Annotated in this window: 27 protein-coding genes and 1 other RNA gene; 3 read left to right on the forward strand and 25 right to left on the reverse strand. The window is 35.9% G+C overall.

The features are described 5' to 3' along the window. Positions 1 to 11 precede the first annotated feature (11 nt). The 12 genes from ACMA47_RS13645 to ACMA47_RS13700 all read right to left on the reverse strand — a co-directional run bounded on the left by ACMA47_RS13645 (position 12) and on the right by ACMA47_RS13700 (position 11,185). On the reverse strand, positions 12 to 587 hold the full coding sequence (locus tag ACMA47_RS13645; RefSeq protein WP_413930208.1) for a glutathione peroxidase: 576 nt from the start codon (positions 585 to 587) through the stop codon (positions 12 to 14). 34 nt (positions 588 to 621) lie between these two features. After that, complete coding sequence (locus ACMA47_RS13650) at positions 622 to 1,284, reverse strand: histidine kinase (protein WP_413930209.1); 663 nt, start codon at positions 1,282 to 1,284, stop codon at positions 622 to 624. A gap of 98 nt (positions 1,285 to 1,382) precedes the next feature. Further along, entirely contained in the window at positions 1,383 to 2,105 is a 723-nt protein-coding gene (kdsB, locus tag ACMA47_RS13655) for a 3-deoxy-manno-octulosonate cytidylyltransferase (protein ID WP_413930210.1), read from the reverse strand. Between the two features lie 139 nt (positions 2,106 to 2,244). Next, positions 2,245 to 3,231, reverse strand: a complete 987-nt coding sequence (locus ACMA47_RS13660; RefSeq protein WP_413930211.1) for a phosphatase PAP2 family protein — start codon at positions 3,229 to 3,231, stop codon at positions 2,245 to 2,247. 126 nt (positions 3,232 to 3,357) lie between these two features. Then, complete coding sequence (locus tag ACMA47_RS13665) at positions 3,358 to 3,948, reverse strand: hypothetical protein (RefSeq protein ID WP_413930212.1); 591 nt, start codon at positions 3,946 to 3,948, stop codon at positions 3,358 to 3,360. Positions 3,949 to 4,069: 121 nt separating this feature from the next. Beyond that, positions 4,070 to 5,323, reverse strand: coding sequence for a pyridoxal phosphate-dependent aminotransferase (locus ACMA47_RS13670; protein ID WP_114822330.1), 1,254 nt, complete (start codon positions 5,321 to 5,323; stop codon positions 4,070 to 4,072). 22 nt (positions 5,324 to 5,345) lie between these two features. Then, positions 5,346 to 6,257 (reverse strand): hypothetical protein, encoded by a 912-nt coding sequence (locus ACMA47_RS13675; protein WP_413930213.1) that lies wholly within the window; start codon positions 6,255 to 6,257, stop codon positions 5,346 to 5,348. Positions 6,258 to 6,275: 18 nt separating this feature from the next. Next, positions 6,276 to 7,991 carry a phospho-sugar mutase gene (locus ACMA47_RS13680; RefSeq protein ID WP_413930214.1) on the reverse strand — a complete coding sequence of 572 codons (1,716 nt, stop codon included), beginning with the start codon at positions 7,989 to 7,991 and terminating at the stop codon, positions 6,276 to 6,278. A gap of 65 nt (positions 7,992 to 8,056) precedes the next feature. Continuing rightward, the gene (locus ACMA47_RS13685) at positions 8,057 to 8,758 is read right to left on the reverse strand and encodes a GIN domain-containing protein (RefSeq protein ID WP_413930215.1); all 702 of its coding nucleotides are present in this window, start codon (positions 8,756 to 8,758) and stop codon (positions 8,057 to 8,059) included. A gap of 191 nt (positions 8,759 to 8,949) precedes the next feature. After that, on the reverse strand, positions 8,950 to 9,339 hold the full coding sequence (locus tag ACMA47_RS13690) for a hypothetical protein (protein ID WP_413930216.1): 390 nt from the start codon (positions 9,337 to 9,339) through the stop codon (positions 8,950 to 8,952). A gap of 276 nt (positions 9,340 to 9,615) precedes the next feature. Continuing rightward, entirely contained in the window at positions 9,616 to 10,566 is a 951-nt protein-coding gene (locus ACMA47_RS13695) for a glycosyltransferase family 2 protein (RefSeq protein WP_047425488.1), read from the reverse strand. A 16-nt stretch (positions 10,567 to 10,582) separates the two neighbouring features. Further along, entirely contained in the window at positions 10,583 to 11,185 is a 603-nt protein-coding gene (locus ACMA47_RS13700) for a DUF4199 domain-containing protein (RefSeq protein ID WP_413930217.1), read from the reverse strand. Positions 11,186 to 11,316: 131 nt separating this feature from the next. Between ACMA47_RS13700 and ffs the strand changes: the two genes are divergently transcribed. Further along, positions 11,317 to 11,414: signal recognition particle sRNA small type (gene ffs / locus ACMA47_RS13705), an RNA gene on the forward strand. A 117-nt stretch (positions 11,415 to 11,531) separates the two neighbouring features. Here ffs and ACMA47_RS13710 read toward each other — a convergent pair. The 6 genes from ACMA47_RS13710 to gyrA form a co-directional block, all read right to left on the reverse strand. After that, positions 11,532 to 12,218 carry a metal-dependent hydrolase gene (locus ACMA47_RS13710; protein WP_413930218.1) on the reverse strand — a complete coding sequence of 229 codons (687 nt, stop codon included), beginning with the start codon at positions 12,216 to 12,218 and terminating at the stop codon, positions 11,532 to 11,534. 115 nt (positions 12,219 to 12,333) lie between these two features. Further along, positions 12,334 to 12,780 carry an SRPBCC family protein gene (locus tag ACMA47_RS13715; protein WP_413930219.1) on the reverse strand — a complete coding sequence of 149 codons (447 nt, stop codon included), beginning with the start codon at positions 12,778 to 12,780 and terminating at the stop codon, positions 12,334 to 12,336. An 18-nt stretch (positions 12,781 to 12,798) separates the two neighbouring features. After that, on the reverse strand, positions 12,799 to 13,728 hold the full coding sequence (gene menA, locus ACMA47_RS13720; RefSeq protein WP_413930348.1) for a 1,4-dihydroxy-2-naphthoate octaprenyltransferase: 930 nt from the start codon (positions 13,726 to 13,728) through the stop codon (positions 12,799 to 12,801). A gap of 98 nt (positions 13,729 to 13,826) precedes the next feature. Next, complete coding sequence (locus tag ACMA47_RS13725) at positions 13,827 to 14,663, reverse strand: 1,4-dihydroxy-2-naphthoyl-CoA synthase (protein ID WP_034697698.1); 837 nt, start codon at positions 14,661 to 14,663, stop codon at positions 13,827 to 13,829. 307 nt (positions 14,664 to 14,970) lie between these two features. Beyond that, positions 14,971 to 16,005, reverse strand: coding sequence for a tetratricopeptide repeat protein (locus tag ACMA47_RS13730; RefSeq protein WP_413930220.1), 1,035 nt, complete (start codon positions 16,003 to 16,005; stop codon positions 14,971 to 14,973). A 29-nt stretch (positions 16,006 to 16,034) separates the two neighbouring features. Continuing rightward, complete coding sequence (gene gyrA, locus ACMA47_RS13735) at positions 16,035 to 18,635, reverse strand: DNA gyrase subunit A (RefSeq protein ID WP_413930221.1); 2,601 nt, start codon at positions 18,633 to 18,635, stop codon at positions 16,035 to 16,037. Between the two features lie 150 nt (positions 18,636 to 18,785). Here gyrA and ACMA47_RS13740 point away from each other — a divergent pair, with 150 nt between their 5' ends. After that, a complete protein-coding gene (locus ACMA47_RS13740) occupies positions 18,786 to 19,100 on the forward strand; it encodes a DUF4286 family protein (protein ID WP_034697690.1) in 315 nt (104 codons plus the stop codon). Between the two features lie 45 nt (positions 19,101 to 19,145). Here the strand turns inward: ACMA47_RS13740 and ACMA47_RS13745 are convergent, their stop codons facing one another. The 4 genes from ACMA47_RS13745 to ACMA47_RS13760 all read right to left on the reverse strand — a co-directional run bounded on the left by ACMA47_RS13745 (position 19,146) and on the right by ACMA47_RS13760 (position 20,874). Continuing rightward, positions 19,146 to 19,418 carry a hypothetical protein gene (locus ACMA47_RS13745; RefSeq protein WP_238590628.1) on the reverse strand — a complete coding sequence of 91 codons (273 nt, stop codon included), beginning with the start codon at positions 19,416 to 19,418 and terminating at the stop codon, positions 19,146 to 19,148. Between the two features lie 64 nt (positions 19,419 to 19,482). Then, positions 19,483 to 19,623, reverse strand: coding sequence for a quinol oxidase subunit 4 (locus ACMA47_RS13750; protein ID WP_407849198.1), 141 nt, complete (start codon positions 19,621 to 19,623; stop codon positions 19,483 to 19,485). Between the two features lie 241 nt (positions 19,624 to 19,864). Next, entirely contained in the window at positions 19,865 to 20,356 is a 492-nt protein-coding gene (locus ACMA47_RS13755; protein WP_413930222.1) for an N-acetyltransferase family protein, read from the reverse strand. Positions 20,357 to 20,361: 5 nt separating this feature from the next. After that, the gene (locus tag ACMA47_RS13760; protein ID WP_413930223.1) at positions 20,362 to 20,874 is read right to left on the reverse strand and encodes a DUF421 domain-containing protein; all 513 of its coding nucleotides are present in this window, start codon (positions 20,872 to 20,874) and stop codon (positions 20,362 to 20,364) included. A gap of 121 nt (positions 20,875 to 20,995) precedes the next feature. Here ACMA47_RS13760 and ACMA47_RS13765 point away from each other — a divergent pair, with 121 nt between their 5' ends. Beyond that, the gene (locus tag ACMA47_RS13765) at positions 20,996 to 21,538 is read left to right on the forward strand and encodes a hypothetical protein (protein WP_413930224.1); all 543 of its coding nucleotides are present in this window, start codon (positions 20,996 to 20,998) and stop codon (positions 21,536 to 21,538) included. 35 nt (positions 21,539 to 21,573) lie between these two features. On the opposite strand, the gene ACMA47_RS13770 is transcribed toward ACMA47_RS13765, so the two are convergent. The 3 genes from ACMA47_RS13770 to uvrA all read right to left on the reverse strand — a co-directional run bounded on the left by ACMA47_RS13770 (position 21,574) and on the right by uvrA (position 25,304). Continuing rightward, the gene (locus tag ACMA47_RS13770; protein ID WP_413930225.1) at positions 21,574 to 21,708 is read right to left on the reverse strand and encodes a bacteriocin-like protein; all 135 of its coding nucleotides are present in this window, start codon (positions 21,706 to 21,708) and stop codon (positions 21,574 to 21,576) included. A 114-nt stretch (positions 21,709 to 21,822) separates the two neighbouring features. After that, positions 21,823 to 22,227, reverse strand: coding sequence for a hypothetical protein (locus tag ACMA47_RS13775; RefSeq protein ID WP_034697677.1), 405 nt, complete (start codon positions 22,225 to 22,227; stop codon positions 21,823 to 21,825). 245 nt (positions 22,228 to 22,472) lie between these two features. Continuing rightward, positions 22,473 to 25,304 carry an excinuclease ABC subunit UvrA gene (gene uvrA / locus ACMA47_RS13780; protein WP_413930226.1) on the reverse strand — a complete coding sequence of 944 codons (2,832 nt, stop codon included), beginning with the start codon at positions 25,302 to 25,304 and terminating at the stop codon, positions 22,473 to 22,475. Positions 25,305 to 25,629: the final 325 nt, after the last annotated feature.

The following is a 25,629-nucleotide window of genomic DNA, read 5'->3' on the forward strand; positions in this document are numbered from 1 at the left end:
GTAATAATTTATTATTTCAGATATTTTGTAATCGCCTGATCTGTAGGATTTGTAGTGCTTACAAAAGTGTCAATCAATTTTCCGTTTTCATCTACCAGAAATTTCGTAAAGTTCCAAAGGATGCTTGTATTTTTTACTCCGTTCAGTTCCTTCTCTGTTAAAAATTTAAAGATAGGTGCTGTATCATCGCCTTTCACAGAAACTTTAGCAGCCATCGGGAATGTTACGCCATAATTTTTCTGGCAGAAAGCCCCAATTTCAGTATTGGTTCCAGGTTCCTGTCCACCAAAATTATTGGCAGGGAAACCTACCACTACCAATTTATCTTTATATTGTTCGTATACCTTTTCAAGATCTGCATACTGTGGGGTAAATCCACATTCTGAAGCGGTATTGACGATCAGGATTTTTTTTCCTTTGAAATCTGCAAAATTGATTTCTTTGCCATCAAGACTTTCTACTTTGAAGTCATATATTGTTTTTCCCATAAGTTCTGTGGTTTTAGCTTTAGAAATTTCACTTTTTTGGTTGGTGCAGCTTTGCAGAAATGCCATGAAAGAAAGCAGCAGTAAAAAAATCTTTTTCATGTCTTATAAGTTTATGCAGAAGACTGCAGTTGAATTAAAACTTAAAAATATTAGCCGGGAATACTTTATTGATGTCTACTCTGTTTAATAACATCACATAATCTCCATCTTTTTTAGCACTTGAAGATTCAATTCTGAAAGGCATTATAATGTTTCCCACTTTTTTAAAATCAGAATAGATCAATGTTTCATCTTTTTTCACTTCTTTGATTAGCATATAAGTTTTTGTATCAAAATAATACATATTCTTATTCACATTCTTGGTAAGTTCTACCTTATGACAGTAGATCTCTCCTACTTTTTCTTTTCCAAGGTATTTGGCATCAAATCCTTTATTCTCCCAATCAATGAAGTCATTATCAAAGCTTTCCGGCACATATTCAGGATATTCCTGAAGTTTATTGGCAGCATAATTCATAGCATATCCTTTGGTACCATCAAAACCTTCAATTGCGGTTTCTTTTCCTCCGGTCGTAATCAATGTTTTAGTAAGATTTGGACGTTGCTGGAAAATTCTTATCGGATATTCATCTTTAATTCCCAAAATTACTTTTCCCTGAAGCAATACTGAGTTTAACAGTTTCCAATTGGTTAACCCTCCGGATAATTCAATGTTTTTGTCAATAATTTCCTTTGCGGTCTGTCCGAATATCACGTGTGAAAATATCAGTCCAAATACTAATAATAACTTCTTCATTAATTTTATTTATAAATTCAAATATAGGGGGATTTATGTAAAATTGCAAAAACGCAAAACAACTAAAAGGCTAATTTGTTTTGCTGCTTCTTCTGATTTTAAATTAACTTCCGGGCTTTTTCCAGATCTTCCGGAGTATCAATGCCTACTCCCACAAAATTGGTTTCTATCATTTTGATTTTCATTCCGTATTCAAGATAACGGATGCATTCAATCTTTTCTGATATTTCCAATGGCTTCATAGCCAGTTTTGAAAATTGCAACAGCGCTTCTTTTCTGAAAGCATATACTCCAATATGTTTAAAATAACTTACATCATAAGAAACTTCTCTGTGAAAAGGAATTACAGAACGGCTGAAATACAAAGCAAAACCATTATTATCAGTAATCACTTTTACGTTATTCGGGTTTTCAATTTCTTCTTTTTCATGCAGCTGTATTTTTAAAGAAGCTAAAGATATTTCCTGTTGGTTATCATTTCTGAAAACTTCAATCAGCTGACGTAAAGGTTCTAACTTAAGGAAGGGCTCATCCCCTTGAACATTGATGACGATATCACAGTCTATATTCTGTACTGCTTCAGCAATACGGTCACTTCCAGTCTCGTGCTGTCCTGTCATTACGGCTTTTCCTCCGTTTTTTACAATTTCATCAAGAATAATTTCAGAGTCTGTGGCGACAAATACTTCATCAAACAATCCGGTTTCCACTACATTCTGATAGGTTGTGGTAATCACGGTTTTTTCTCCTAAAATCTGCATTAGTTTCCCTGGAAAACGACTTGCTTCGTAGCGGGCAGGGATGACAGCGATTATTTTCATTCAATACAATATTAAGTAATTCTTTTTAAATCAGAAGGTTTCATTCCGGCATTTATAAAAGTCCGGATACACCTTTTATCCTGAGATCAAATGTAGTGAAAAGTATCTTATTTCCTCTACAAAACAGAGATTTCAGAGTTTAAAAAGAGAGTTTTACTCCTACCATATTGTATTCCCATTGGCGGGATGCAATGAAGTTGAGACTATATTTTGTTTTTCCGATTGTTCCTTCTGAAGAAGTGTATCTGCTTTTTGATATGGTTTTTCCTATAAAATATCCCATTAATAGGGCTAGCGGATAGTCTGAAGCCCAGTGAACTTTACTCTGCATCATTTGAAAACATAATGCTCCTGCCAGTGTATATCCTACAGGCTTGATCCATTTGGCATCCGGATAGTTATCTGCAATCACAGTGATTCCAGCCATGAAGGTGGTTAAATGTCCTGACGGCATTGCATCATAATTCGAGGTATTTTTACTGAATGCAGAGAAACTTGGAAACGGATTCCATGCGCCTCCTTTGTGTCCGTATTCTTCGGCAATAAACGGGCTTTCTCTTCCGGTAATTCTTTTAAGGGTTTGGGTGAAAACTCCGGAAAGAATTAAACTTTCCATCAAACCGCTCGCTGTAGCCTGTGCTCTGTAATCATTTTTAATCAATCCATACGTTCCGAAACCAATACCTAATAATACTAATGTAGAGCCATTTCCTATAAGGTACAGTGCAGATCCGACATCTTTAGGGACTTTAAAAACGCCTCCTACTTTGTGATAGTTATTATCTTTATCCATTCCCCATTGTTCAGCCAGTTCTCTTGAGTTGTCTATCAGCTTTTGATCAAATGGCAGAAGAATCAGCGTAGCGGCAACAGCTCCTCCCAGATAATAAGCATGATCTTTGGCTACAAAATCTTTATTGGTGTTGATAAAGTTTCTGGGTAATTTGGTTACAAAATCCAGTAATTTAGGTTTCGGATAGGTGCGGACAGATCCGTCTTTTAAAGTGTAGGTTTGTACTTTTGGTAATTCTGGTTCCTTGGGAAACTCTTTTACCTTCAGTGTATCAACCTCTTGTGAGCATACCAATATTGAAACTGGTAAGAGTAGAAATCTCAGTTTTTTCATCGTGTAATTTTCAACTTTTATATTCAGGGGTGTAAAAGTTTCAAAGATAACCCCTTGTTGAGTATCCTGCAAAGTTGATGTTTAACTTTTAATATTTATTTAATTTTTTGATGAAAAAACACAGCTTCAATTCAAATATTTGATCAGAAAAATAATTCCATACATCCAGGAAATATAAAGAAAAGAATAGAAAAGTCCGAACCCAAAACTTTTTAGCAAATTGCCCTTGCATTTTGCTGAGTTTTTGAAAACCAATCTCAAAGCTCTGAAAAAAATCCAGTACAAAATAGCACCCAGCAAGAATACTGCTGACCAAAAGAAGAGACCGAAAAAATAGGAAAGAAAAATAAGCAGAATAGAAATTACAATCCATAAAAGAATTGATAAAATAACACCTCCTATTCCATCACCTACAGCTGGTGGATCAAACTCAAAACCATCAAATTTCGGTGTTTTATCAGCATATCTTTGTATTCTTTCTTTGTTTAAAATATTTCCTACGTTATCTTTTAATTTTAAACCAGAATAGAGTCCTATACTAATAAACAGGAAAAATGCTCCAGCCAAAACAGAAGTTGATAAGATTGAATTCTGAAAAAGGGAACGATGATCTGCTTTTCCTGAAAGCCAAACGCTTAAGATTACTACTGTAATGATCGCCAGTGTTGAAAAAAACACATATTTTGTTTCAAGAAAAGATTTCTGCGGAAGTTTCATGGTTTTATAGGGTGTGTAAAAACGCTTCGACTCCGCTCAGCGTGACATTGCTAATACTAAAAGATATATTTTAACGATGCCATGCCGGACAGAGTCGAAGCATTTATATTTTATGTAAAGATTACTTTAATTTGTTCAAAGCACTTTCCAGTTTTGGAAGCATTACTTTGATCTCATCTACAGCCAATCCTCCTACAGAAGCACGGAACCAAGGTTCTGATTTTTCTTCTCCGAAAGCTGAGAATGGTACTAAAGCCACTCCTGCTTCGTTAATTAGGTAGAATACAAGGTCTGAAGAGTTTTCAAGTACAGCTCCGTCTGGTTTTGTTTTCCCGATATAGTCTAATTTAATAGTAAGATAAAGAGCTCCCATTGGTTCAATACTGTCAACAGCCAATCCTTTTCCTTTTAAATCCTGAACTCCGTTGTGAAGTACTTTTAAACTGTTTTCAAGTTTAGCTTTAAAATCGTTCACGAAAGTATCTACATTCTCTGAATTTTCATAGAATTTGGCCGTTGCTTCCTGCTCTGGTTTTGGTGCCCATGCTCCAACGTGAGTAAGAAGTGCCTTCATTTTATCAAGTATATGAGCAGGCCCGAATCCCCATCCAACACGTACTCCTGTTGCTGCAAGGCATTTTGAAATACCGTCGATATAGATGGTGTAGTCTTTCATTTCAGGGAAAAGAGAAACCGGATCTACGTGCTCAGCACCGAATGTAAGACAAGAGTAGATCTGGTCATACATTAAGTATAACGGTTTTTCATCTGCTCCTCTTTTTTTGTTTTCAGCAATGACCAGTTCGCAGATTTCTGAAAGCTGTTCTTTTGTAAACATTGTTCCTGTAGGGTTCAATGGTGAACACAATGCCAATAATACAGCTCCATCCAAATGAGGTCTTAAATCATCAGCAGTCGGAAGGAAATTGGTTTCCGGTTTTGTTTTCACTTCTACAGCGTTGGCTGAAGTAAGATAAGCATAGTGATTGTTGTTCCATGATGGTGTAGGATATACTACTTTATCACCTTCATCTACGATGGTTTTGTATACGGCATAGATCAAAGGTCTTGATCCGGCAGTAATCAGGATATCCTCAGGAGAATAATCAAGATTCCATCTTTTTTTAAGGTCTTTGGAAACTTCTTTTCTTAAAGATAAAAGTCCGTTGGCAGGCGGATAGTTCGTCAGATTATTCTGATATGCTTTCTGAATCTCTTCCTTCAGCAATGCTGGAATAGGATAGATATTAGAATTCAGATCACCAATAGTAAGATTGGCAATTTCCGCTCCTTTTGCTTTTAGATCATTTACTTCGTTACCAATTTTTACAATTTCAGAACCGATCAGGTTCGCTGCTAATTTTGAAACTTTCACTTTTTCTTATTTTAAATTTATATTATCGTTCTCCATTGATTCTCTCATCTATTTGATCTACGGGTGTTTGTGCATCAAAAAGGATCATTACTTCTTTTGCTTTTTTTGCCGTATTGGAATTCGGATATTTTTTGACGATCCTGTTGAACTCCGCTCTGTTTTCATCGTTTAGTTTTCCGGTTCCTTTGTCCTGATCTCTTTCGTAGGTTGGTGTATTATCCATTCCCAGAAGATAATCGGACAGGTAGTAGTTATAGTCTTGTTTTACAGTCTTTATCAGCTTGCTTTCAGGATATTTATTCATAAAATTCTCCCAGAAAATCAATCTATTACCTAATTGCTCCCAGCTGATAATCAATCCTGCATCTGCGGCATAATTGGTTTCACTTTCTTTATCGGTCTGTGAAATATAAGCTTCATAATCCGGAGTCAGTTTATTTTTAAAAAGAGAAGAATAATATCCCGGAATGGTCCATATTTCAGTTATCCCTTCTCCCACTTCTCTGAATTCAAGACCTGCTTTTTTGAGTTCTGAAGCTATTTTTTTAACGTTATCCGGAAAATTGTACTGATCCTTCTCGTAATTATAATAATTCACATATTTATCCAGAACATCGGTATGAAGATTCATCAGACATTCGGTATACTTTCCTCTTATTTTTAAATAGTCTTCGTATACTTTGTCATTCTGTTCCGGACTGTTTCCAGCCATCTCTTTTTCAGTTTTGGTACGATACCATTGAAGAGATGTGATATAATCCTCCGTTTTGTTGGTGGGCGAACAAGCTGTGTCTAGCGGCTTGTACTGATCTTCTTTGGATTCAGTTTTGGGAATCGAATCGTTTACCGGTTTTACTTCTGAAACTGCAGTTTCCTTTTTACAGGAAACTACGGCTGCAGAGAGTATGCATATTGCTATAATTCTTTTTATCATCTGCTGTATTTCAGCGCATTAATCCAGTTTCAAATCTGTTTTAACGGCTCCTATTTTAGCTTCCAATGATTTTAATTTGTCTCTGAAATCAGCTTCTGAAGTAATGGAATCCTTCACTGAAACATAGAACTTGATTTTTGGTTCTGTTCCTGAAGGTCTTACACATACTTTTGTTCCATCCTGTGTGTAATATATCAAAACATTAGACTTCGGAATATCATTCATTACTTTTTTCTCGTTCGTAGAAATGGTAAGGCTTGTCTGTTCTTTAAAGTCTTTCACTTCTTCTACTAATGAACCTGCCAGTTCTTTTGGAGGATTCTCACGGAAGTCTTTCATCATATTCTGAATTTCTTCAGCGCCTTCTTTTCCTTTTCTTACGATATTGATCAATCCTTCATAATACATTCCAAGATCTTCATAGATTTCGATCATGTATTGGTACATAGTTTTTCCGTTGGCTTTGCACCATGCAGCAATTTCACAAGCGACAAGGATACTTCCACAAGAGTCTTTATCACGAACAAAATCTCCGGTCATAAATCCAAAACTTTCCTCGCCACCGCACACAAATTTCTGTGTTCCTTCTGCTTCGCGGATCATTTTTCCGATCCATTTGAATCCGGTAAGTCCTACTTTGCATTCTACTCCGAATTTCTGCGCAATATCAAAGAAGATATCTGAAGTTACGATGGTAGAACCGATAAATTCTTTTCCGGTAATTTTCCCTTGTTTTCTCCACTCATTCAGAATGTAATACGTAAGAATTGTATTGGTTTGGTTACCGTTCAATAACTGCATTTCACCATCAAGGTTTCTTACTGCAATCCCTAATCTGTCTCCGTCCGGATCCGTTCCGATCACGATATCAGCATTGGTAATTCTTGCCAGATCCATTGCCATTTCCAATGCTGCAGGTTCTTCCGGGTTTGGAGAATCTACGGTAGGGAAATTTCCGCTTGGGATCATCTGTTCTCTTACAAGATCTATTTTTTTGAATCCTGCTTTTTCTAAAGCTTTCGGAATCGTAGTATACGTTGTTCCGTGGATAGAGGTGAAAACAATATTTAAATTTTCTTTTCCAACATTCTGATACGTAGAGTTTTCAATACAGGCATCAATATATACATCGTCCTGCTCCTCTCCGATCCATTCGATCAGATCATCATTTCCGTTGAATTTAATTTCTTCGAATTTTACAGAATATACTTCATTGATAATCGCTTCATCATTAGGTGGAACAATCTGTGCTCCATCATTCCAGTATACTTTATAACCGTTATATTCTGGCGGGTTGTGAGAAGCTGTCAATACAATTCCTCCGTTACATTTTTTATCACGTACCGTGAAAGACAATTCAGGAGTCGGTCTGTGATCTTTGAAAAGTAGTACTTTAATTCCGTTAGCTGTCAAAACATCTGCTACCAGTTTCCCGAATTCTTTTGAATTATTACGAACATCATAAGCGATGGCCACTTTAATCTCTTCTCCTTTGAACTGCTGAAGCATATAATTAGCCAATCCCTGAGTAGCCTGTCCTAATGTATATTTATTCAAGCGGTTGGTTCCTACTCCCATTATCCCACGCATACCTCCTGTACCGAATTCCAGTTCTCTGTAGAAAGAATCTTCCAGATCAGGGGAATTGCTGTCGATCAAACTCTGCACAGCATCTCTCGTTTCTTTATCGAAGGTATCACTTAACCAAAGTTTCGCTTTTTCTAGTGTATTCATATTTGTATTGTTGTTCTTTTATAGTTTGTAAAGTTCCTAGTTTCTAGTTTAAATAGTGCTGTTTTTTAATCCAGCTTTTTGTTTTCGACTTTCGTCGTTTTATCAATTTTGAACGCTCTGATAGGATCGTTGTAATAAATAAATTTTGCAGTATTCTGAATATGTCCTTTTAAAGAATCTTTTACATTTACTTCTGCGTAATTTCCATTTTTAGAATCAATATTCAAATTGGTAATTTTCCAGTAAGGGGCAATTAAACTTGCTGTATCTGAAATCTTTATCACCGCATCTTTAGACAATCCCAAAAAGTTGGCGCGGCTTCTGTTATGCATTTCCACTTCTGCTCTTCTGGTATTCACCGATCCCATGAAGCTTGCATTATTCTTCATATTAAGCCTGAAATTGTCTGTTTTGATTTCACTTGAAATATTAACTTCCACAGAATCAGAAACAGCAACTTTTTCCAGATTATATTTTGAATAAATCGTCACATTATAAAAATCTACCCCTTTGGTCCCTCTTTTTTCTTTAATGAAAAGGGTTTTATCTTTTACATCCACATCCAGATTGCTTGCTACATTCGGATAGGTTTCTATTTCTACAAAATTTTTCGGACCTCTGGCATAAAACACACGGAATTTACCTTCCAGGTCAAGGTTGACGAATTCCGAAACATCCACATCTTTCTTTTCAATATTTCCTTTTGGAGAAACTTTTCCACAGGAAACTACTGCCACCAGCATCAATGTGTATACAACTTTTTTCATATTTAATTTTAAATATTCTATATTATAATCGTAACGATCTTTACTGAAAATCTCTGAAAGCTTTTTTTCAGGTCTCTCACAGGACTTTCAATATTATTTTGAACAAAAATAGGATTAAAATTTCTAAAAATCTTTGTCTTTTGACAATAAAATACCTGATAATTTTCAATTTTTTGCTTTTTCAGGAAAGACTATTTCTTATTATCAATTCCTTTTACTTTTTTATAAAACCAGGTTTTAGGACTTCCCGCCATTGAAAATAAAAGAAGATAATTTTTACTTACACTGGAAATTTTCATTGGGGTTATATTTTCATCGTCATTATACTTCATTTTCAACAGATTATTTTCTATCTTATAAGTTCCATTGTTCCCCATTGAAGTGAAAGTTTTATCCTGATAGAAGGTCAGAATTCCTGTTCCGTATCTGGAATTGTTTGTCTTATTTTTCAAAGTGTCTGTCTGACGGATCTCTCCATCATAAATATCAATAAACTCCCATGAACAGGAAAGTTTATTGGATGAGCAGGAAATTACAAGGAATAAAAGAAAATAAAAAAGGATTGATTTGAGTGGAAACATTTAAGTTAAAAGTTTTTATAAAATTACAAAAAAGCACTCTGTTGACAGAGTGCTTTTATTTATTAAGATGAAGTTATTATTAATTGCGGTTTATTAAAAACTACTAAGTACACTAATTTTATACACTAATATCACAAATACCAATAGTGTCATTTGTGAAGAATTCACGTCATTAGTGTTTAAACTAAAACCACTAAGTACACTAATTTTATTCACCAATATCACAAACATGCATAGTGTCATTTGTGAAACATTCGCGTCATTAGTGTTTAAAAATTATATTACTTCATCAATATTATAATTCTTGTGTTCGCGGTTGGTTCTGATAATCATTTCTCCTAAGAATCCTGCTACAAACAGAAGGCTTCCCAAAATCATCATTGTTAATGCAATAAAGAACCAAGGGTTATTAGTAATCAAATGTCCATAAATTCCTCTTGCCACATCAATCAGTTTAGAAATCCCTAACCAAAGTGCTGAAAGAAAACCAACAATAAACATTAAAGTTCCTACAGCTCCAAAGAAATGCATTGGTCGTCCTCCAAAACGACTTACAAACCAAAGGGTTATCAAATCCAGGAAACCTCTTACAAATCTTTCAGTTCCGAATTTTGAAGTTCCGTAAGGTCTTGCCTGGTGTTGTACTTCTTTTTCCGTGATTCTTCTGAAACCTGCATTAGCCGCCAATACCGGAATATAACGGTGCATATCTCCATAAACATCCACAGATTTTACCACCTGTTTTTTGTAGGCTTTCAAACCACAATTGAAATCATGAAGATAAACTCCAGAAACTTTTCTAGCCGCTGCATTGAATAATTTTGACGGAATATTTTTCGTCATCACATTATCAAAACGCTTCTTTTTCCAACCGGAAACGATATCATAATTATCATGAATCACCATATTATACAATTCCGGAATTTCTTCAGGGAAATCCTGTAAATCGGCATCCATGGTAATCACTACATCTCCGTTTGTTCTTTCAAAAGCAGCGTGAAGTGCCTGAGATTTTCCATAATTTCTGGAAAATTTAATAGCGTGGATCTGAGGATACTGAACTTTCATATTCTCAATAATACTCCACGACAAATCCGTACTTCCATCGTCTACAAACCAGATCTCATAAGATAAATTGCTGGTTGTGCATACTTTATCGATTCTTGAAAAAAGCTCTTCCAGAGAGTCTTCTTCGTTCAGTAACGGAATAACTATAGATAAATTCATTTAATTTTAATAAAAATTAGGCTTCATTTGTTTCTTCGGGTTGATGTATCGTTCTTGTTCTGAAAAACGCTCCGAAAAACACCGACAAAACTACGTAAAATATAAGAATTGCTGCAAAATATCCTGAAAAATGACTTGCCGTAAGCATATCTTTTCCTTTAACCGCCTCTGGCGTGAAGCTTTGCAATCTTTCTTTGTATTTCTGATCCAGCTCATCAATATCTTTCTGATGCTTCAGAATTTTTCTTGCCGAAGTATATTCTGTATCCAGTTCTGATTTTTGTCTTTGAACATATTGATAGTTCAACAGGCTTTTAGCTGCAGGATCTACAAAAGTTAAAAAAGCATAAATACTGAAAATGGAAAGAATTCCTCCGATGAACATCGGAACGAATGCTCTTTTAAAAGCTTCCTTAAATTTTACGACTCTATGGTTGTTCCAAAACGATTTTACAGACCAGAAAGCAACTCCGGCATATAAAAGAGGCAAAACAAAAGCATTGGCTTTCAAAGAGATATCAAAATAATTGATTCCTGAGAAAAAAGTATATACTACAAAGAAAACGATCATTGTAGCGATAAAAAGTATAATTCCTAGTGTTGATGGACTTTTCGTCATATTTAAATTTTTAAAAAAAAGTTGAAAATTTTTCCCTCTAAATGTCAGGCGTTTAGCTTTACCACTGCATTTTTTCAACTAATTTTCTTTGATAAAGTTTTGAAGTTTATAAAATATTCCTACCTTTGCAACGGCAAGTCCTAAACAACCAGCTCCTGAGAATCCTCCAGGGTGGGAACGCAGCAAAGGTAATCGGTCGTAGCGGTGTGATTTAGGTAGCTTGCCATTTTTTTTTGGTTTAAAGTAAGAAGAGAGGTAATTTGATAATTATCTTTTTTTGTTTTTAATACCTTACGCATCATTTTCATTTTTCTAATTTTCAGATTACCTCCGGTTTCGTTATTGATTAAAATTCGAACGTCTCTCCTAATTTTGGTAAAACAAGTTCTACATTTTTATCAGCAAAATGTTGTAGTGCACTTTCATGATTGATTTCAATGGGAGGGAAAGTATCAAAGTGACATCCGATTACTTTCGGTGTTTTTAATAGCTCTGCTGCTGCAAAAGAAGCTTTTCTAGGGCACATTGTATAGTGGCTTCCGATGGGAAGAATAGAAAGGTCGATGTTTCCGTATAGTCTCGGGAACAGCTCCATATCAGCCATTACTCCTGTATCACCAGCCAAATAGATGTTCTTACCTTCAGGAAGTCTGAAGATATACCCTACAGGAACGCCTCCATAGCTTCCATCCGGGAAAGAACTTGTATGGTGAGCCGGAACCATGGAAATTTTAAGATCGTCGATTTTTGCCGATCCTCCTAAGTTCACATCGTCTCTATTTTTAGCCTGCTGAAAGTAAGTGCATACTTCAGGAACTCCAATGATGGTAGCTTCCGGATAATGCTGCAATACTTCTGCTACATCAGCAATATGATCACCATGTGCATGGGTCACCAGGATGTAGTCGATTTTTTGAGCAGCAATATCAAAACCTGATTCTGCTTTTTTGTAGTTGTAAAAAGGGTCGCTCAGAATTGTTTTATCCTTGTAGGTGAACAGGAAACAATTTTGCCCTAAGAATTGTATTTTCATTTTAAATTTAGTTTAAATTTTTAAACACAAATGACTCAAATAATTTCACAAAGATCACCATGAGATTAGTGACATTCGTGAAAGCATTCGTGCCATCCGTGTTTTCTTTAATTTGTTATTTCGATGGGAATTTATCCTCAATCAATCTTAAATTAATCCCATGTTCCAGGTAAGCTTTACATCCATCTAAAACTGTCGTAAAACCACCTGTATTGTCATTAATTACTTTTAGCAGATCGTCGCCTGTCTGGCTGAATCCATAGCTTTTAATGATAACAAGAGTTCCTTTTTCCATGGTTTTAAATTCATAGTCTACATGTGTTGAAGATTCGCCCCATTCTGTTCTGATCAGTTGGTTTGGAATAATCTCGTGAACTTTCACTTCGGATTTTACTCCGTACATTTCCCATTCCCAGGTAATTGTTTTACCTTCCTCCAGTTTTCCGGTAGATTTTGTAAACCAGAAATGAGTGGTCACTTCCGGATTGATGAATGCTTCAAAAACATCTTCAACCGGTTTTCTGATAAGCATTTGAGCTTCAACGTAGACATTGGAATTCATAAGTGTTTTATTTTTAAATTAGTTAAATAAATTAAGTCCAGCTGCTGTAAGAATAGCCATTACAAAAGTCATGATTCCTACCTGCTTTAAATATTGATCTAATTCCTTCGGTTCTTTTACAGATAAAATCTTTCTTCTTAGTTTTGATAATGGAAACAACAGAATCATTACGATGAAAACGTAATAGTTTTGCTGCTGCATAAATCCATTCATTCCTAAAAATACAAGAATAAGTAGTAAAGGAAGTTGCAACAGAACCATTTCATAGATCATTGCATTTTTGAATCCGATTCTCAATGCAAAGCTGTTTTTCCCTGATAGTCTATCACTTTCAATATCTCTCATATTGTTCAGGTTAAGAACAGCCATACTCATCATTCCAACAGCTGTTCCGGGTAATAATATATCCCAGCTGAAAGTTTTTGTAAATAAGAAATAGCTTCCACATACGGAAACCAATCCAAAGAAGATAAACACGAAGATATCTCCCAATCCCATGTATCCGTAAGGTTTTTTACCTACTGTATATCCAATCGCTGCAAGAATACATGCCACTCCCAGTCCTATGAAGATATAAAATTCATTCATATAGTTCGGAATGAAAGCTACGTATAGCAAAGCAATGGTAGCAATGAAAGATAATGCTGCAAAAAGGATTACTGCATTCTTCATTTGTTTTGCAGTAATTTTCCCTGACGCTACAGCTCTTGCTTCTGCTTCATTGATTCTTTTGGCATCAGTTCCTTTTACCCCATCTCCATAATCATTGGCATAATTTGATAAAATCTGGTATAAAAGTGTAACCAAAAGAGCAAGCGCAAGGATTTTCCAGTCCCAGGTTCCTCCTTCTCCGTAAAGTCTCCATTTTGCAATGAAAGCCCCCATAATAATCCCGCTTAGGGAAAGCGGTAAAGTTCTTAGCCTCGCGGCTTTTATCCAATCCGTCATATTATTTTTTGTATTCATGTAAAATGTATTCATGTAAAATGATAAAAACGATACTCATATCATTAATACTTTTTTACATGAATACATCTATACAATATTTACGATATCCATTGATCTTCTCCGAAGTTGGGCTTTCTTTTTTCAAGAAATGCATTTCTTCCTTCCTGAGCTTCTTCTGTCATATAGGCAAGACGGGTTGCTTCACCAGCGAAAACCTGCTGCCCTACCATCCCATCGTCTGTAAGGTTCATGGCAAATTTCAGCATTCTGATAGAAGTTGGAGATTTAGCCAATATTTCCTGAGCCCATTCGTAAGCAGTATCTTCTAATTCTGCATGAGGAACTACTTTGTTGACCATTCCCATTTCGAAAGCTTCCTGAGCGGAATAATTTCTTCCTAAAAAGAAAATTTCACGGGCTTTTTTCTGTCCTACCATTTTAGCAAGGTAAGCAGAACCATAACCACCATCAAAACTAGTAACATCAGCATCTGTCTGCTTGAAAATAGCGTGTTCTTCACTTGCTAAAGTAAGGTCACATACTACGTGAAGTGAGTGTCCTCCACCAACTGCCCATCCCGGAACCACTGCGATTACCACTTTCGGCATGAAACGGATCAGACGCTGAACCTCAAGGATATTCAAACGGTGTCTTCCGTCTTCTCCTACGTATCCCTGGTGTCCTCTGGCTTTTTGATCACCTCCACTACAAAATGCCCAGCCACCGTCTTTAGGGCTAGGTCCTTCTCCTGAAAGTAATACAACTCCTATGGAAGGATCTTCATAGGCATCATAAAAAGCATCGTATAATTCTGAAGTTGTTTTAGGTCTGAAAGCATTACGCACCTCAGGTCTGTTGAAAGCAATTCTTGCTACTCCGTTAGATTTTTTATAGGTAATATCTTCGTATTCCTTGGCGGTTTTCCACTCGATCATCTTATAAAAATTTTTCTCAAAGATACGGAATTACAGAGAAATTCTCAGGTTGAAATTTAAGGTTCATCTATAAAAAACACAAATTTTGAATGCATGAATTCGGCATGAAGAATTTTCAACAGAAACTGTGAATAAATCAAACCTAACAGGTTTTAAAAACCTGTTAGGTTTACAAATTATAATAGATCTAAAAGCACCTGCATGAAACATAGAATCCGGATAAAAAGCTCAACAAACATTTTCTGTTTACAATAAAAAAACGGAACATTTCTGTTCCGTTTTTCATATCTGTTATTATAAAAAATGATTATTTTGCTCCAGCAGCTGTAAGTTCAGCTTCTTTAGCTTTCATTTCTTTAACTTTTTCAATATTTTTAGTTACTACATAAATTTCTTTTAGGGCAGTAACTGCATCAATGCTCTTTGGATTTGCTTTATACCATCCTTCTGCAAATGGTAATGCTTTTCCGAATCTTTCTCTTCTTGCATCAATCAGTTTAGATGCCTCGTCTGGTTTATCTTTTCTTAATGCATTAATCTCTCCTACAACTTTAGCATCATCTCCAATAGTAGTGTAAACAAGATTTTGATATGCATCAGAGAAATCAGGCTTAAGCTCAATTGCTTTTTTAAACGCTTCTAAAGCATCATTAACCGTAGCAGGGTTTTTAGCTTGCATTACTCCAAGGTTATACCAGTTTGTTGGATCATTAGGATTCTTCGCTAATTGCTCTTTCAATCCTGAAATAAATTTATCTGTATTTCCTGACTGAAGATAAGCTGTGGTCTGAGCTTCTTTAAGCTTTGCATTGTTTGGAAATTTAACTAAGCCTTTTTCAATAACAACAAGGGCTTCATTTCCTTTTTTTGCATTAAGAAGTAATGATGACAAAGTCTCATATAAATCAGATTCTATACTCTTAGATTGTTCTGTTTTGAAATCAGTATAATCCGAGTTTTTCTTCATAAGTTCCCAAGTTGCTTTATCAAGATTTACAACCTGACCAGACTTCTTTTCTTTTGCCGTGTAAGTAGTTTCTACTCCCGTAAATCCTGAATTCACTAGGTCTGTATATATTTTGATAGACTGGTCACTGTTATTCGCTAACGCGTGGCTAAGTCCTGCATAATACATATATATTTTATTATCCTGGCCGCTGGATTTTAATAAGTCATAAACTTCAATAAACTTAGGTGCTGCTGCTGCATAGTTTTTTGCATTATACGCATCCATAGCTGCTTTGTTGGCTTCCTGAAGCTTTGCATTCAGAGCATTTGCATCTTTCTGTCCGAAAACAAAAGCAGATGCCACGATAGCCATTCCTAAAATTAGTTTCTTCATAATAACTATTTTATATTTAATTGTACAATTTATTCTTCAGAATCAGAATTCTCATTTTCCTCTGCCGGATTTTCATTTTCAGCCTGAGGTGTTACATTGTCATTTTCCTGGTTATCAAATAGCGATCCTACAACTCCTTCTTCTGTTTCTTCAAGTTCTTCAGAATCTTCCTCTACATCTTTATCCATTTCTACTTTTGCAATAGCTGCAATTTCGTCATTTTTCTTAAGGTTGATCAGTTTTACTCCCTGAGTATTTCTACCCATTACTCTCATTTCATCCATTCCCATTCTGATCGCAACACCGGATTTGTTGATAATCATCAATCCGTCTTCGTCTGTTACATTTTGAATAGCGATAAGATTTCCTGTTTTTTCAGTGATGTTCAGGGTAATAACTCCTTTTCCTCCTCTGTTGGTAATTCGGTAGTCTTCTACTGCAGTTCTCTTTCCGTATCCTTTTTCAGATACTACAAGTACTGTTTCGTTCTCTACATCGTTCACAACAATCATACCAATAGCTTCGTCACCATCTTCAAGCAAGATCCCTCTTACCCCGATAGATCCTCTTCCTACTTCTCTTACTTTTTCTTCAGGGAAACGGATACATTTACCGTTTTTAGTAGCAATCATGATCTGAGAATTTCCGTTCGTCAGGTAAGCTCCTAACAACTGGTCATTATCTCTAATTTCGATAGCATTTACCCCGTTTACTCTTGGTCTTGAATACGCTTCCAATGATGTTTTCTTGATTGTACCGTTTTTAGTTACCATCACAACGCTCATTTGATTTACATATTCAGAATCCTTAAGGTTGTTCGTTCTGATATAAGCTTTAATCTTATCATCCGGTTCGATGTTGATAAGGTTTTGTACCGCTCTTCCTTTTGCTGTTTTGGAGCCTTCAGGAATTTCAAATACTCTTAGCCAGTAACATCTTCCTTTTTCTGTAAAGAATAACATGTACTGGTGGTTGGTGGCAGACACAATATACTCAAGGAAGTCGGAATCCCTTGTTGTTGCTGCTTTGTTTCCTACACCACCTCTACTTTGAATTTTATATTCTGAAAGTGAAGTTCTCTTGATATATCCTGCGTGAGAAATGGTAAGAACTACAGATTCATTCGGAATGATATCTTCGATAGACATTTCTCCTCCTGAGTAATCAATTTCAGTTCTTCTTTCGTCTCCGTATTTTTCTTTGATTTCGATCAATTCTTCTTTGATGATCTGGAATCTTCTTGGCTCGTTAGCTAAGATATCTTCCAAGTTTGCAATTTCTTTCATAATTGCATCATATTCATCACGGATCTTATCAAGCTCCATCCCTGTCAGACGAGCTAATCTAAGATCTAGAATTGCCTGAGCCTGAATATCTGAAAGTTCAAATGCTTCGATCAAGCCTTCTTTTGCAGCCTGAGGGTTTGCACTGTGACGGATAATAGAAATGGCCCTGTCCAGAGAATCCTGAGTTCCGATCACTTTCATGAATCCTTCAAGGATGTGCGCTCTTTCTTTTGCTTTTTTAAGCTCATACTGAGTTCTTCTTACGATGACCTCATGTCTGTGCTCTACAAAATGATGAATGATATCTTTAAGGTTCAGCTGCTCCGGTCTTCCGTGTACCAATGCAATATTGTTTACACTGAAAGAAGTCTGAAGTGCCGTATATTTATATAATAGGTTAAGAACTACATTCGGGATTGCGTCATTTTTCAATTCGTAAACCACACGAAGTCCTTTTCTATCCGATTCGTCTCTGATCTCGTGGATACCAGGGATTTTTTCGTCTTTAACAAGTTCTGCTGTTCTGGCGATCATTTCAGCTTTGTTCACCTGATAAGGGATTTCAGTAACGATAATAGCGTTTCTGTTTCCGATTTCATCAAAGTTCACTTTCGCTCTTAAAACTACTCTACCTCTTCCTGTATGGAAAGCATCTCTTACTCCGTCATATCCATAGATGATACCACCTGTAGGGAAATCCGGCGCAATAATGTGCTGCATCAGCTCATCAATCGTAATTTCTTTATTATCGATATAAGCACAGATTGCATCTACAGATTCTGACAGGTTATGAGGTGCCATATTGGTTGCCATACCTACGGCAATACCTGAAGTACCGTTTACCAAAAGATTGGGAACTTTAGTAGGCATTACTGTCGGCTCCTGTAAACTGTCGTCGAAGTTATTCTGAAAATCAACTGTTTCTTTGTCCAGGTCTGAAAGAACCTCATCAGAGATTTTTTTCAATCTTGCCTCAGTATAACGCATTGCTGCAGGCGGGTCACCATCCATAGAACCGAAGTTACCCTGTCCGTCTACCTGAGGATAACGTAAGCTCCAATCCTGGGCCATTCTTACCATAGCATCATATACAGAGGAATCTCCGTGCGGGTGATATTTACCCAAAACATCCCCAACAATTCTCGCAGATTTTAAATATTTTCTGTTAGAAAACACCCCTAATCCATACATACCATACAGTACTCTTCTATGAACGGGTTTCAAGCCGTCTCTTACATCCGGTAACGCTCTTGAAACGATAACCGACATCGAATAATCGATATAAGACGACTTCATTTCATCAACAATGTTGATAGGAATCAGTCTTTCTCCTTCTTTTTGCATAAACAAATTTTATTGTAATGATATTCAAACTCTTAGCTGTAAGTCTGAAAATTATTTATTTCCAATTTTTATTAACGGGCTAATTTACGAAAAAAATGCCGATTTTTGCTGTAGAATTTATCCAAAAAAATCTTAAAAATTCATAAAAATATGAGCGTATTAAGTATAACTTTCCACTGCACGAAAGATAACCTAGAAGAATGGGAAAATTATATTGATGAAACATTGGTTTTAATGACTGAAAACCTGATGGATGTCAACAAATATATTCTTTCTGAGGTACACAGTGACTTTATCGAGGAAGGCAAAAATTATAATCTCCTGTTAATTTTTGATAATGAAGAATTACGTGAAGATTTCATTAAAAGTGAACTTTTAAATATTTCTGAAAGAATTGAGAAAAAATTTGGACAGGAAGTGATGGTCTTTAATACTTTCCTTAATCCGAAAAAATCAAGATTATAACTACTAGTCATAAAAAAAGCACTGAAAAATTCAGTGCTTTTCTTTTTATCTGTGATGTCCATGACCGCGACCTTTGTGATGATGACCACGATCGTCATAAATATACACTTTCTTTACCTGGCCGGGTGCATAGTACCTTGCACTTCCGCCATAATACCTTTTGGCATGCCCGGGTGGCATTCTTCTTCCATGATGCTCATGTACCACGCAAGAGGACAGCATTAAAACAACCACTGCTACCCCAGCAATTTTCAACATACTTTTCATTATTTTCACTTTTTCAATTTCGATAGCGAAATATATCAATGTTAATGCCAAAAGAAATTGAAATTAAGCTAATGTATGTTAAAACTAACGGCTCATATTTTTATTTTAAAGTTTATTAATAGCCACTTCTCTTTTTCACCTGTCCCGGAGCATAGTCTTTTGCACTTCCTCCAAACACTTTCTTAGCCTGTCCTGGAGGGATTGTATTTCCCCTGGCTCCATTGTCATGAACTACGCATGATGACAGCATAAACATCACAATAAGGACTCCTGTAACTTTAATTAAATTTTTCATTATTTCTATTTTTTCACTTATTAATATAACAAGGGTAATGCCAAAAAGTTCAAAGTTTAAGGTTTAAGGTTGGAATATACGACCTTCTTATGGTCAATGGTCAATTTTGCTTCGCAAGTCAATGGTGAATTTGTTATGGAGACTAGTGTGCTTATCAAACAAATTCATCATTCATCATTCATCATTCATCATTTATAATTCTTTAAATGGCTTCGCTTCTTTTTTCCATCAGAACAAGGTCTTTCCATTCTCCATTGAGCTTTCCGATTTTTTTACGGACACCTACCATTCTGAAACCGTTTTTCTGATGAGATTTGATGGCCATTTCATTTTCGGAGAAGATATTGGTCTGTAATGTCCAGAATCCGTGATCCTCGCTATCCAAAATGATCTTTTTAAGCAATACGGAACCCAATCCCCTTCCCTGGTATTCGTTATCGAAATAAATGCTTACTTCTGCGACTCCTTTAAAACTTTCTCTTTTGCTGACCGGTTTCAGGGCGCACCATCCTATTACTTCGTTATTTTCATTTTCCAGCACCCAACGGCAGTCATTGAAATATTCCATGCTCCAGGCTTCAGCCGTGGGAACTTCTGTTTCTAAAGTTGCGATACCGCCATCCACTCCCTGCTTGAAAATCTCAAGAACTCTGGGCTCATCACTGGGAAGCATTTCTCTTAGTTCGTAATTCATCGTATTTAATGGTATTTTCTTTTAAGTTTTCTTTTAATTCTTGAATAGTGCGTCTGTTTGCTTTTTTCATCCTGAGAAACCACGCTTATATTTCCATCCACTTCCAACACAGAAAGCTTTACATTATGTATATTTTCAATCCCATGTTCTCTGATCGCTTCTTCCAATTCGCTCTCGGTAATTTTTACCCGGTTTAAAGCTGACTGATCCGCTACTCCATCTCTGATCAAAATAACCGGTTCATCTTCCATAAAAGTCTGAAAGGAACGGTTGGAAAACATAATCCTTTTCAGAATAAAATTAGCAACAAACAAAACCAATGCCGCAATAATCCCGCCCTGAAGAGAGGTATCAGGACCTACCATGGCATTCTGAACAGCATTTGAAATAAGTAATAATAGTACAACATCCCCTGCATTAAGCTGAGAAAGCTGGTTTTTACCAAATAAACGGATTGCAATTACCATAAAAAGGTAAACGCAGAGGGAACGGACAGCAACGTTAAGAATAGGATCCACAATTTTTTTTATCTACTCAAATGTATCGATTTTTGCGTTTCGTAAAAAATATTTTATGGACAGATTTTGGTATACATTTTGAGCTTGGGATTCTGATAAACACCACAAAAAATAATATCAAATGAAAAAACTACTCCTCTGTTTAGGAATATTCCTGTTCTTTGTGTCTTGCAAAAAAGACAAACCTCAGCCTGCCCTATCTCCAGAGTCGGCCATTACTGAAAAAGTAAATGAATTGTACACTCAGTATGGCAAATCTAATGAAGCAATTTACAACAAACCGATTCCGGACAGTTTGTTTTCCCAGGATTTAAAAAAAGTTTTAGACAATGCTATAAATGCCTCAAAAGCAGATATTGAAAGGGTAAAAAAGAGTGATCACCCTGATGAAAAGCCATTAATTTTTGAAGGAGCTATTTTCTCCAGTTTGTATGAAGGATTTACAAGTTATACAATTAAATCTGTCAAGATACAGGATAAAACCGCTGAAGCATTGGTATCCTTTGAATATGATATGGGTTCACCTAAAGAAACCTGGATGGATACAGTACATCTGATTCATACAGAAAAAGGATGGAGAGTAGATAATGTTACTTTTGATAAAATAGGAAATTCTAAAGACCTTAAAGCAAGATTAACAGAATTTGTTGAAAGTACAAAATAATAGAAAAGCCGCTTATAAAAGCGGCTTTATTTTTTTTAAGGGCATTGAACGATTGGAACTTCGCTGCAAATTACTTTATTTGCCCATTCGCAAAATGTACAATATTTTACAGGTGCTCCTCCGTACACTGACTTCAAATCTGATTTTGTCAGCTTTTTTAAATTTTTCATATAGTTTTAATTTTATGGTAGCCCAAAACTAAAACTTTACGGTTTATTGTTTATTACAATTTAATCTGATAAGTTTTCATTATTCACACATAATTGAATAATATGCTATGAATACTATCTGCTGTGGATCTCTACTGTCACAGGCATTACGTAAGTATAGGCAACCATATTATCAGTTAGTTTTTTGCGGTCTACCTTGTAGTCAAGATCACTTAATACCGTTTCAATTTCTTTGCTTACGGTCTTACAGTCTCCACTGGAGTGAACATTTACAATTTTTCCGTTTTTGGCAATATCAAATTTCACCACTGAGTTTACGGTTCCCTGCTTGTAATCCGGGTTGGTAAGGTCAAAATTGGCTTCTAATTTATTTCTGATATCGTTAAACGTTTCACTTCTGCTCAGTTGAATTTCCTGAATGGTATTATGATCTGTAGTTTGAGCTTTAGCAGTGTTCAAAACAGTAGCAAATCCGCAAACGAAAAGTGAAGCCATTACTATTTGAATTCTATTTTTCATAACTAACTGATTTTAAATGTTATACTAACCTATTTTTGTATCTCTTAACCAAAGTTATTAAAAATAATTCATATTAATTTTACATTCAATTAACATTGAGTTAACATTAAAACATAATTAATTGATTATCAGTGTGATAAATTTTAAAAATAATTGAAAATTTAATATTGGAGGGTTATTTTAAGCATAAAAAAGGCTAAACTATTTAAGTTTAGCCAATAATTATCTCGATTTTATTCTGATATCTACTCCAGTTCTCTCTTCAAAAACTTCCCAGTCAAACTCTTCTTAGACTTCACAATTTCTTCAGGAGTTCCTTGTGCAACGATCTGTCCGCCATACTTTCCTCCTTCCGGTCCTACATCGATAATATGGTCTGCTAATTTGATGACATCCATATTATGTTCGATGATGATGAATGAGTTTCCAAGTTCTACCAATTGATTGATAGCATCCATCAGGATTTTCACATCTTCAAAATGCAATCCTGTAGTGGGTTCATCAAGGATATAAAGGGTGTTTCCGGTTTGTCTTTTCGCCAGTTCGGTTGCTAACTTGATACGTTGCGCTTCACCCCCTGAAAGGGTTGTTGATTGCTGCCCCAGGGTAATATATCCTAAACCTACATCCTGTAATGTTTTCACTTTTGCAAAAATCTTAGGAATCGGCTGGAAGAAATCTACCGCTTCATCAATCGTCATATCCAGAACATCAGAAATTGATTTTCCTTTGTAACGAACTTCCAGGGTTTCTCTGTTGAAACGTTTCCCGTTACAGGTTTCGCAGTGTACGTATACATCCGGAAGGAAATTCATTTCGATCACTTTCAATCCTCCACCCTGACAGGTTTCGCATCTTCCACCTTTTACATTGAAAGAGAATCTTCCAGGCTTGTACCCACGGATTTTACTTTCCGGCAGTTCTGCAAAAAGGTTTCTGATATCAGTAAACATTCCGGTATAGGTAGCAGGATTTGAACGTGGCGTTCTTCCGATTGGAGTCTGATCTACATCTACAATTTTATCAATATTATCTAACCCTTCAATTTTTTTGTACGGTAACGGCTCCTGAACCGCTCTGTAGAAATGTTTATTAAGGATCGGATACAATGTTCCGTTAATCAATGAAGATTTTCCGCTTCCTGAAATTCCGGTTACTACAACCAGTTTTCCAAGAGGAATATCAAGGGTTACATTTTTAAGATTGTTCCCTGTAGCTCCTTTTAAAACAATATTTTTACCGCTTCCTGCTCTTCTTTCTTCAGGAATTGCAATTTTTCTTTTTCCATTGATGTATTGAGCAGTGATGGTATCTGCTTTCAACAGGTCTTTTGGTTTTCCCTGCCAAAGGATTTCTCCACCGAATTTTCCTGCTCTCGGACCAATATCCAGCACCTCATCGGCTTCAAGAATCATATCTTTATCATGCTCTACCACCAAAACAGAGTTTCCAATGTCTCTCAGGTTTTTCAGAGAATGGATCAGTCTTTCGTTATCTCTCTGGTGAAGCCCGATACTTGGTTCATCAAGAATATACAATACATTGACCAATTGCGAACCGATCTGCGTTGCCAGACGAATTCTTTGTGATTCTCCTCCAGAAAGGGTTTTTGAACTTCTGCTCAGACTTAAATAATCTAATCCAACATCCAGCAGGAACTGAAGTCTGGTTTCGATTTCTTTTAAGATCTCGTAAGCAATGATTTTATTTTTTTCTGAAAATTTATCTTTAACGTCAGCTAACCAGTCTTTTAAATCTGCTAAGCTTAAACCATTAACCTCAGCGATATTCTTCCCGTCAATTTTAAAACTTAAACTTGAAGGCTGAAGACGGGTTCCATGACATTCCGGGCAGATTTCTTCTGTGGTGAAATGTCTTTCCAGTAAAATGGCTTCATAAGATTCTCTTTCATCAATAATTTCTTCCATGAAAGCAATCAAACCATCGAAACCAATCTTTATTTTCTTGGTAATTCCTGCATATTTCAGGTCTTTATTGAATTCTTTATGACATCCGTTATAGATATAATCCAATGCCTCTTCCGGAATATCCTGCAAAGGAGTTGTTAATCCCAATCCAAAGATCTCAAGAATATTTTTAATCTGTGACAGAATCCATTTGTTCGATTTGATATCTTCCAATGGCAATAATCCTCCCTGATTGATTGATAACTTTGGATTATCGATGAAATAATCGGTATTGATCTTTTTAATGGTTCCAAGACCTTTACAATTCGGACAGCTTCCTTTTGGAGAGTTGAATGAGAAAGTATTGGGTTCAGGTAGCGCCAGAGAGTGTCCGGTTTCAGCATCCATGAGGTTTTTGGAAAAGTATTCGATATCTGTACTTCCCAGTTTCTGAATTCCGATAATGCCTTCTCCCATTTCCATTGCTGTACGCAATGATTTCTCCATTCTTCCTTCTGAAGCATTCTCCCCGATAATCCAACGGTCGATCACAATGTCGATGTCGTGGGTTTTATAACGGTCAAGTTTTAAATCATATTCAATATCCTGCAGCTCGCCATCAATTCTTGCCTGTCCATAGCCTTTTTTAGCCATCTGAACAAAGAGTTCATGATAATGTCCTTTTCTGGAACGCACCACTGGCGCCAAAAGCATGATTTTCTCTTTTTTATAGTTTTCTTTGATGGTTTCAAGGATCTGATCTTCGGTATAGCTTACTAACTTCTGTCCTGTGGACAAAGAGTAAGCATCCGAAACTCTGGCATACAAAAGACGAAGAAAGTCGTACAGTTCAGTAACGGTTCCGACAGTAGAACGTGGATTTTTATTGGTTGTTTTCTGCTCGATAGCAATAACCGGAGAAAGTCCTTCAATTTTATCTACATCCGGACGCTCCAAACCACCTAGAAACTGACGGGCATAGGCAGAGAATGTTTCGATATAACGACGCTGGCCTTCCGCAAAAATAGTATCGAAAGCCAATGACGATTTTCCACTTCCGGAAAGGCCGGTAATCACGACCAATTCATTACGTGGAATTTTTACATTAATATTTTTCAGGTTGTGTTCACGTGCTCCGTAAACTTCTATATATTCTGTTGATTTGCTCATAATTTGGAGTGACTTTGCCTGAAAATCACAACGTGCAAAAATACGAAATTTTATAGACTTTTTTTGAATATAAAAGGGATAAAAGTTTCATAAAAAATTCTTAGGTTTTGTTAACGCATTGAACCCGTTGTTATTGAATTTTTTCGGAATGATTTCGTATTTTTCAGATCATTATGTTTTGGCTGAAGCCAATGGAGGGTATTATTTATTAAAAAACGGGCTAAAGCCCGTTCCTATTGATATGATAAAATATATTGAGATTTAGAAAAAGAATAATTCATAATTCATAATTCATAATTCATAATTCATAATTCATAATTCATAA

The sequence above is a fragment of the Chryseobacterium sp. T20 genome (assembly GCF_047345655.1).
Taxonomy (GTDB): domain Bacteria; phylum Bacteroidota; class Bacteroidia; order Flavobacteriales; family Weeksellaceae; genus Chryseobacterium.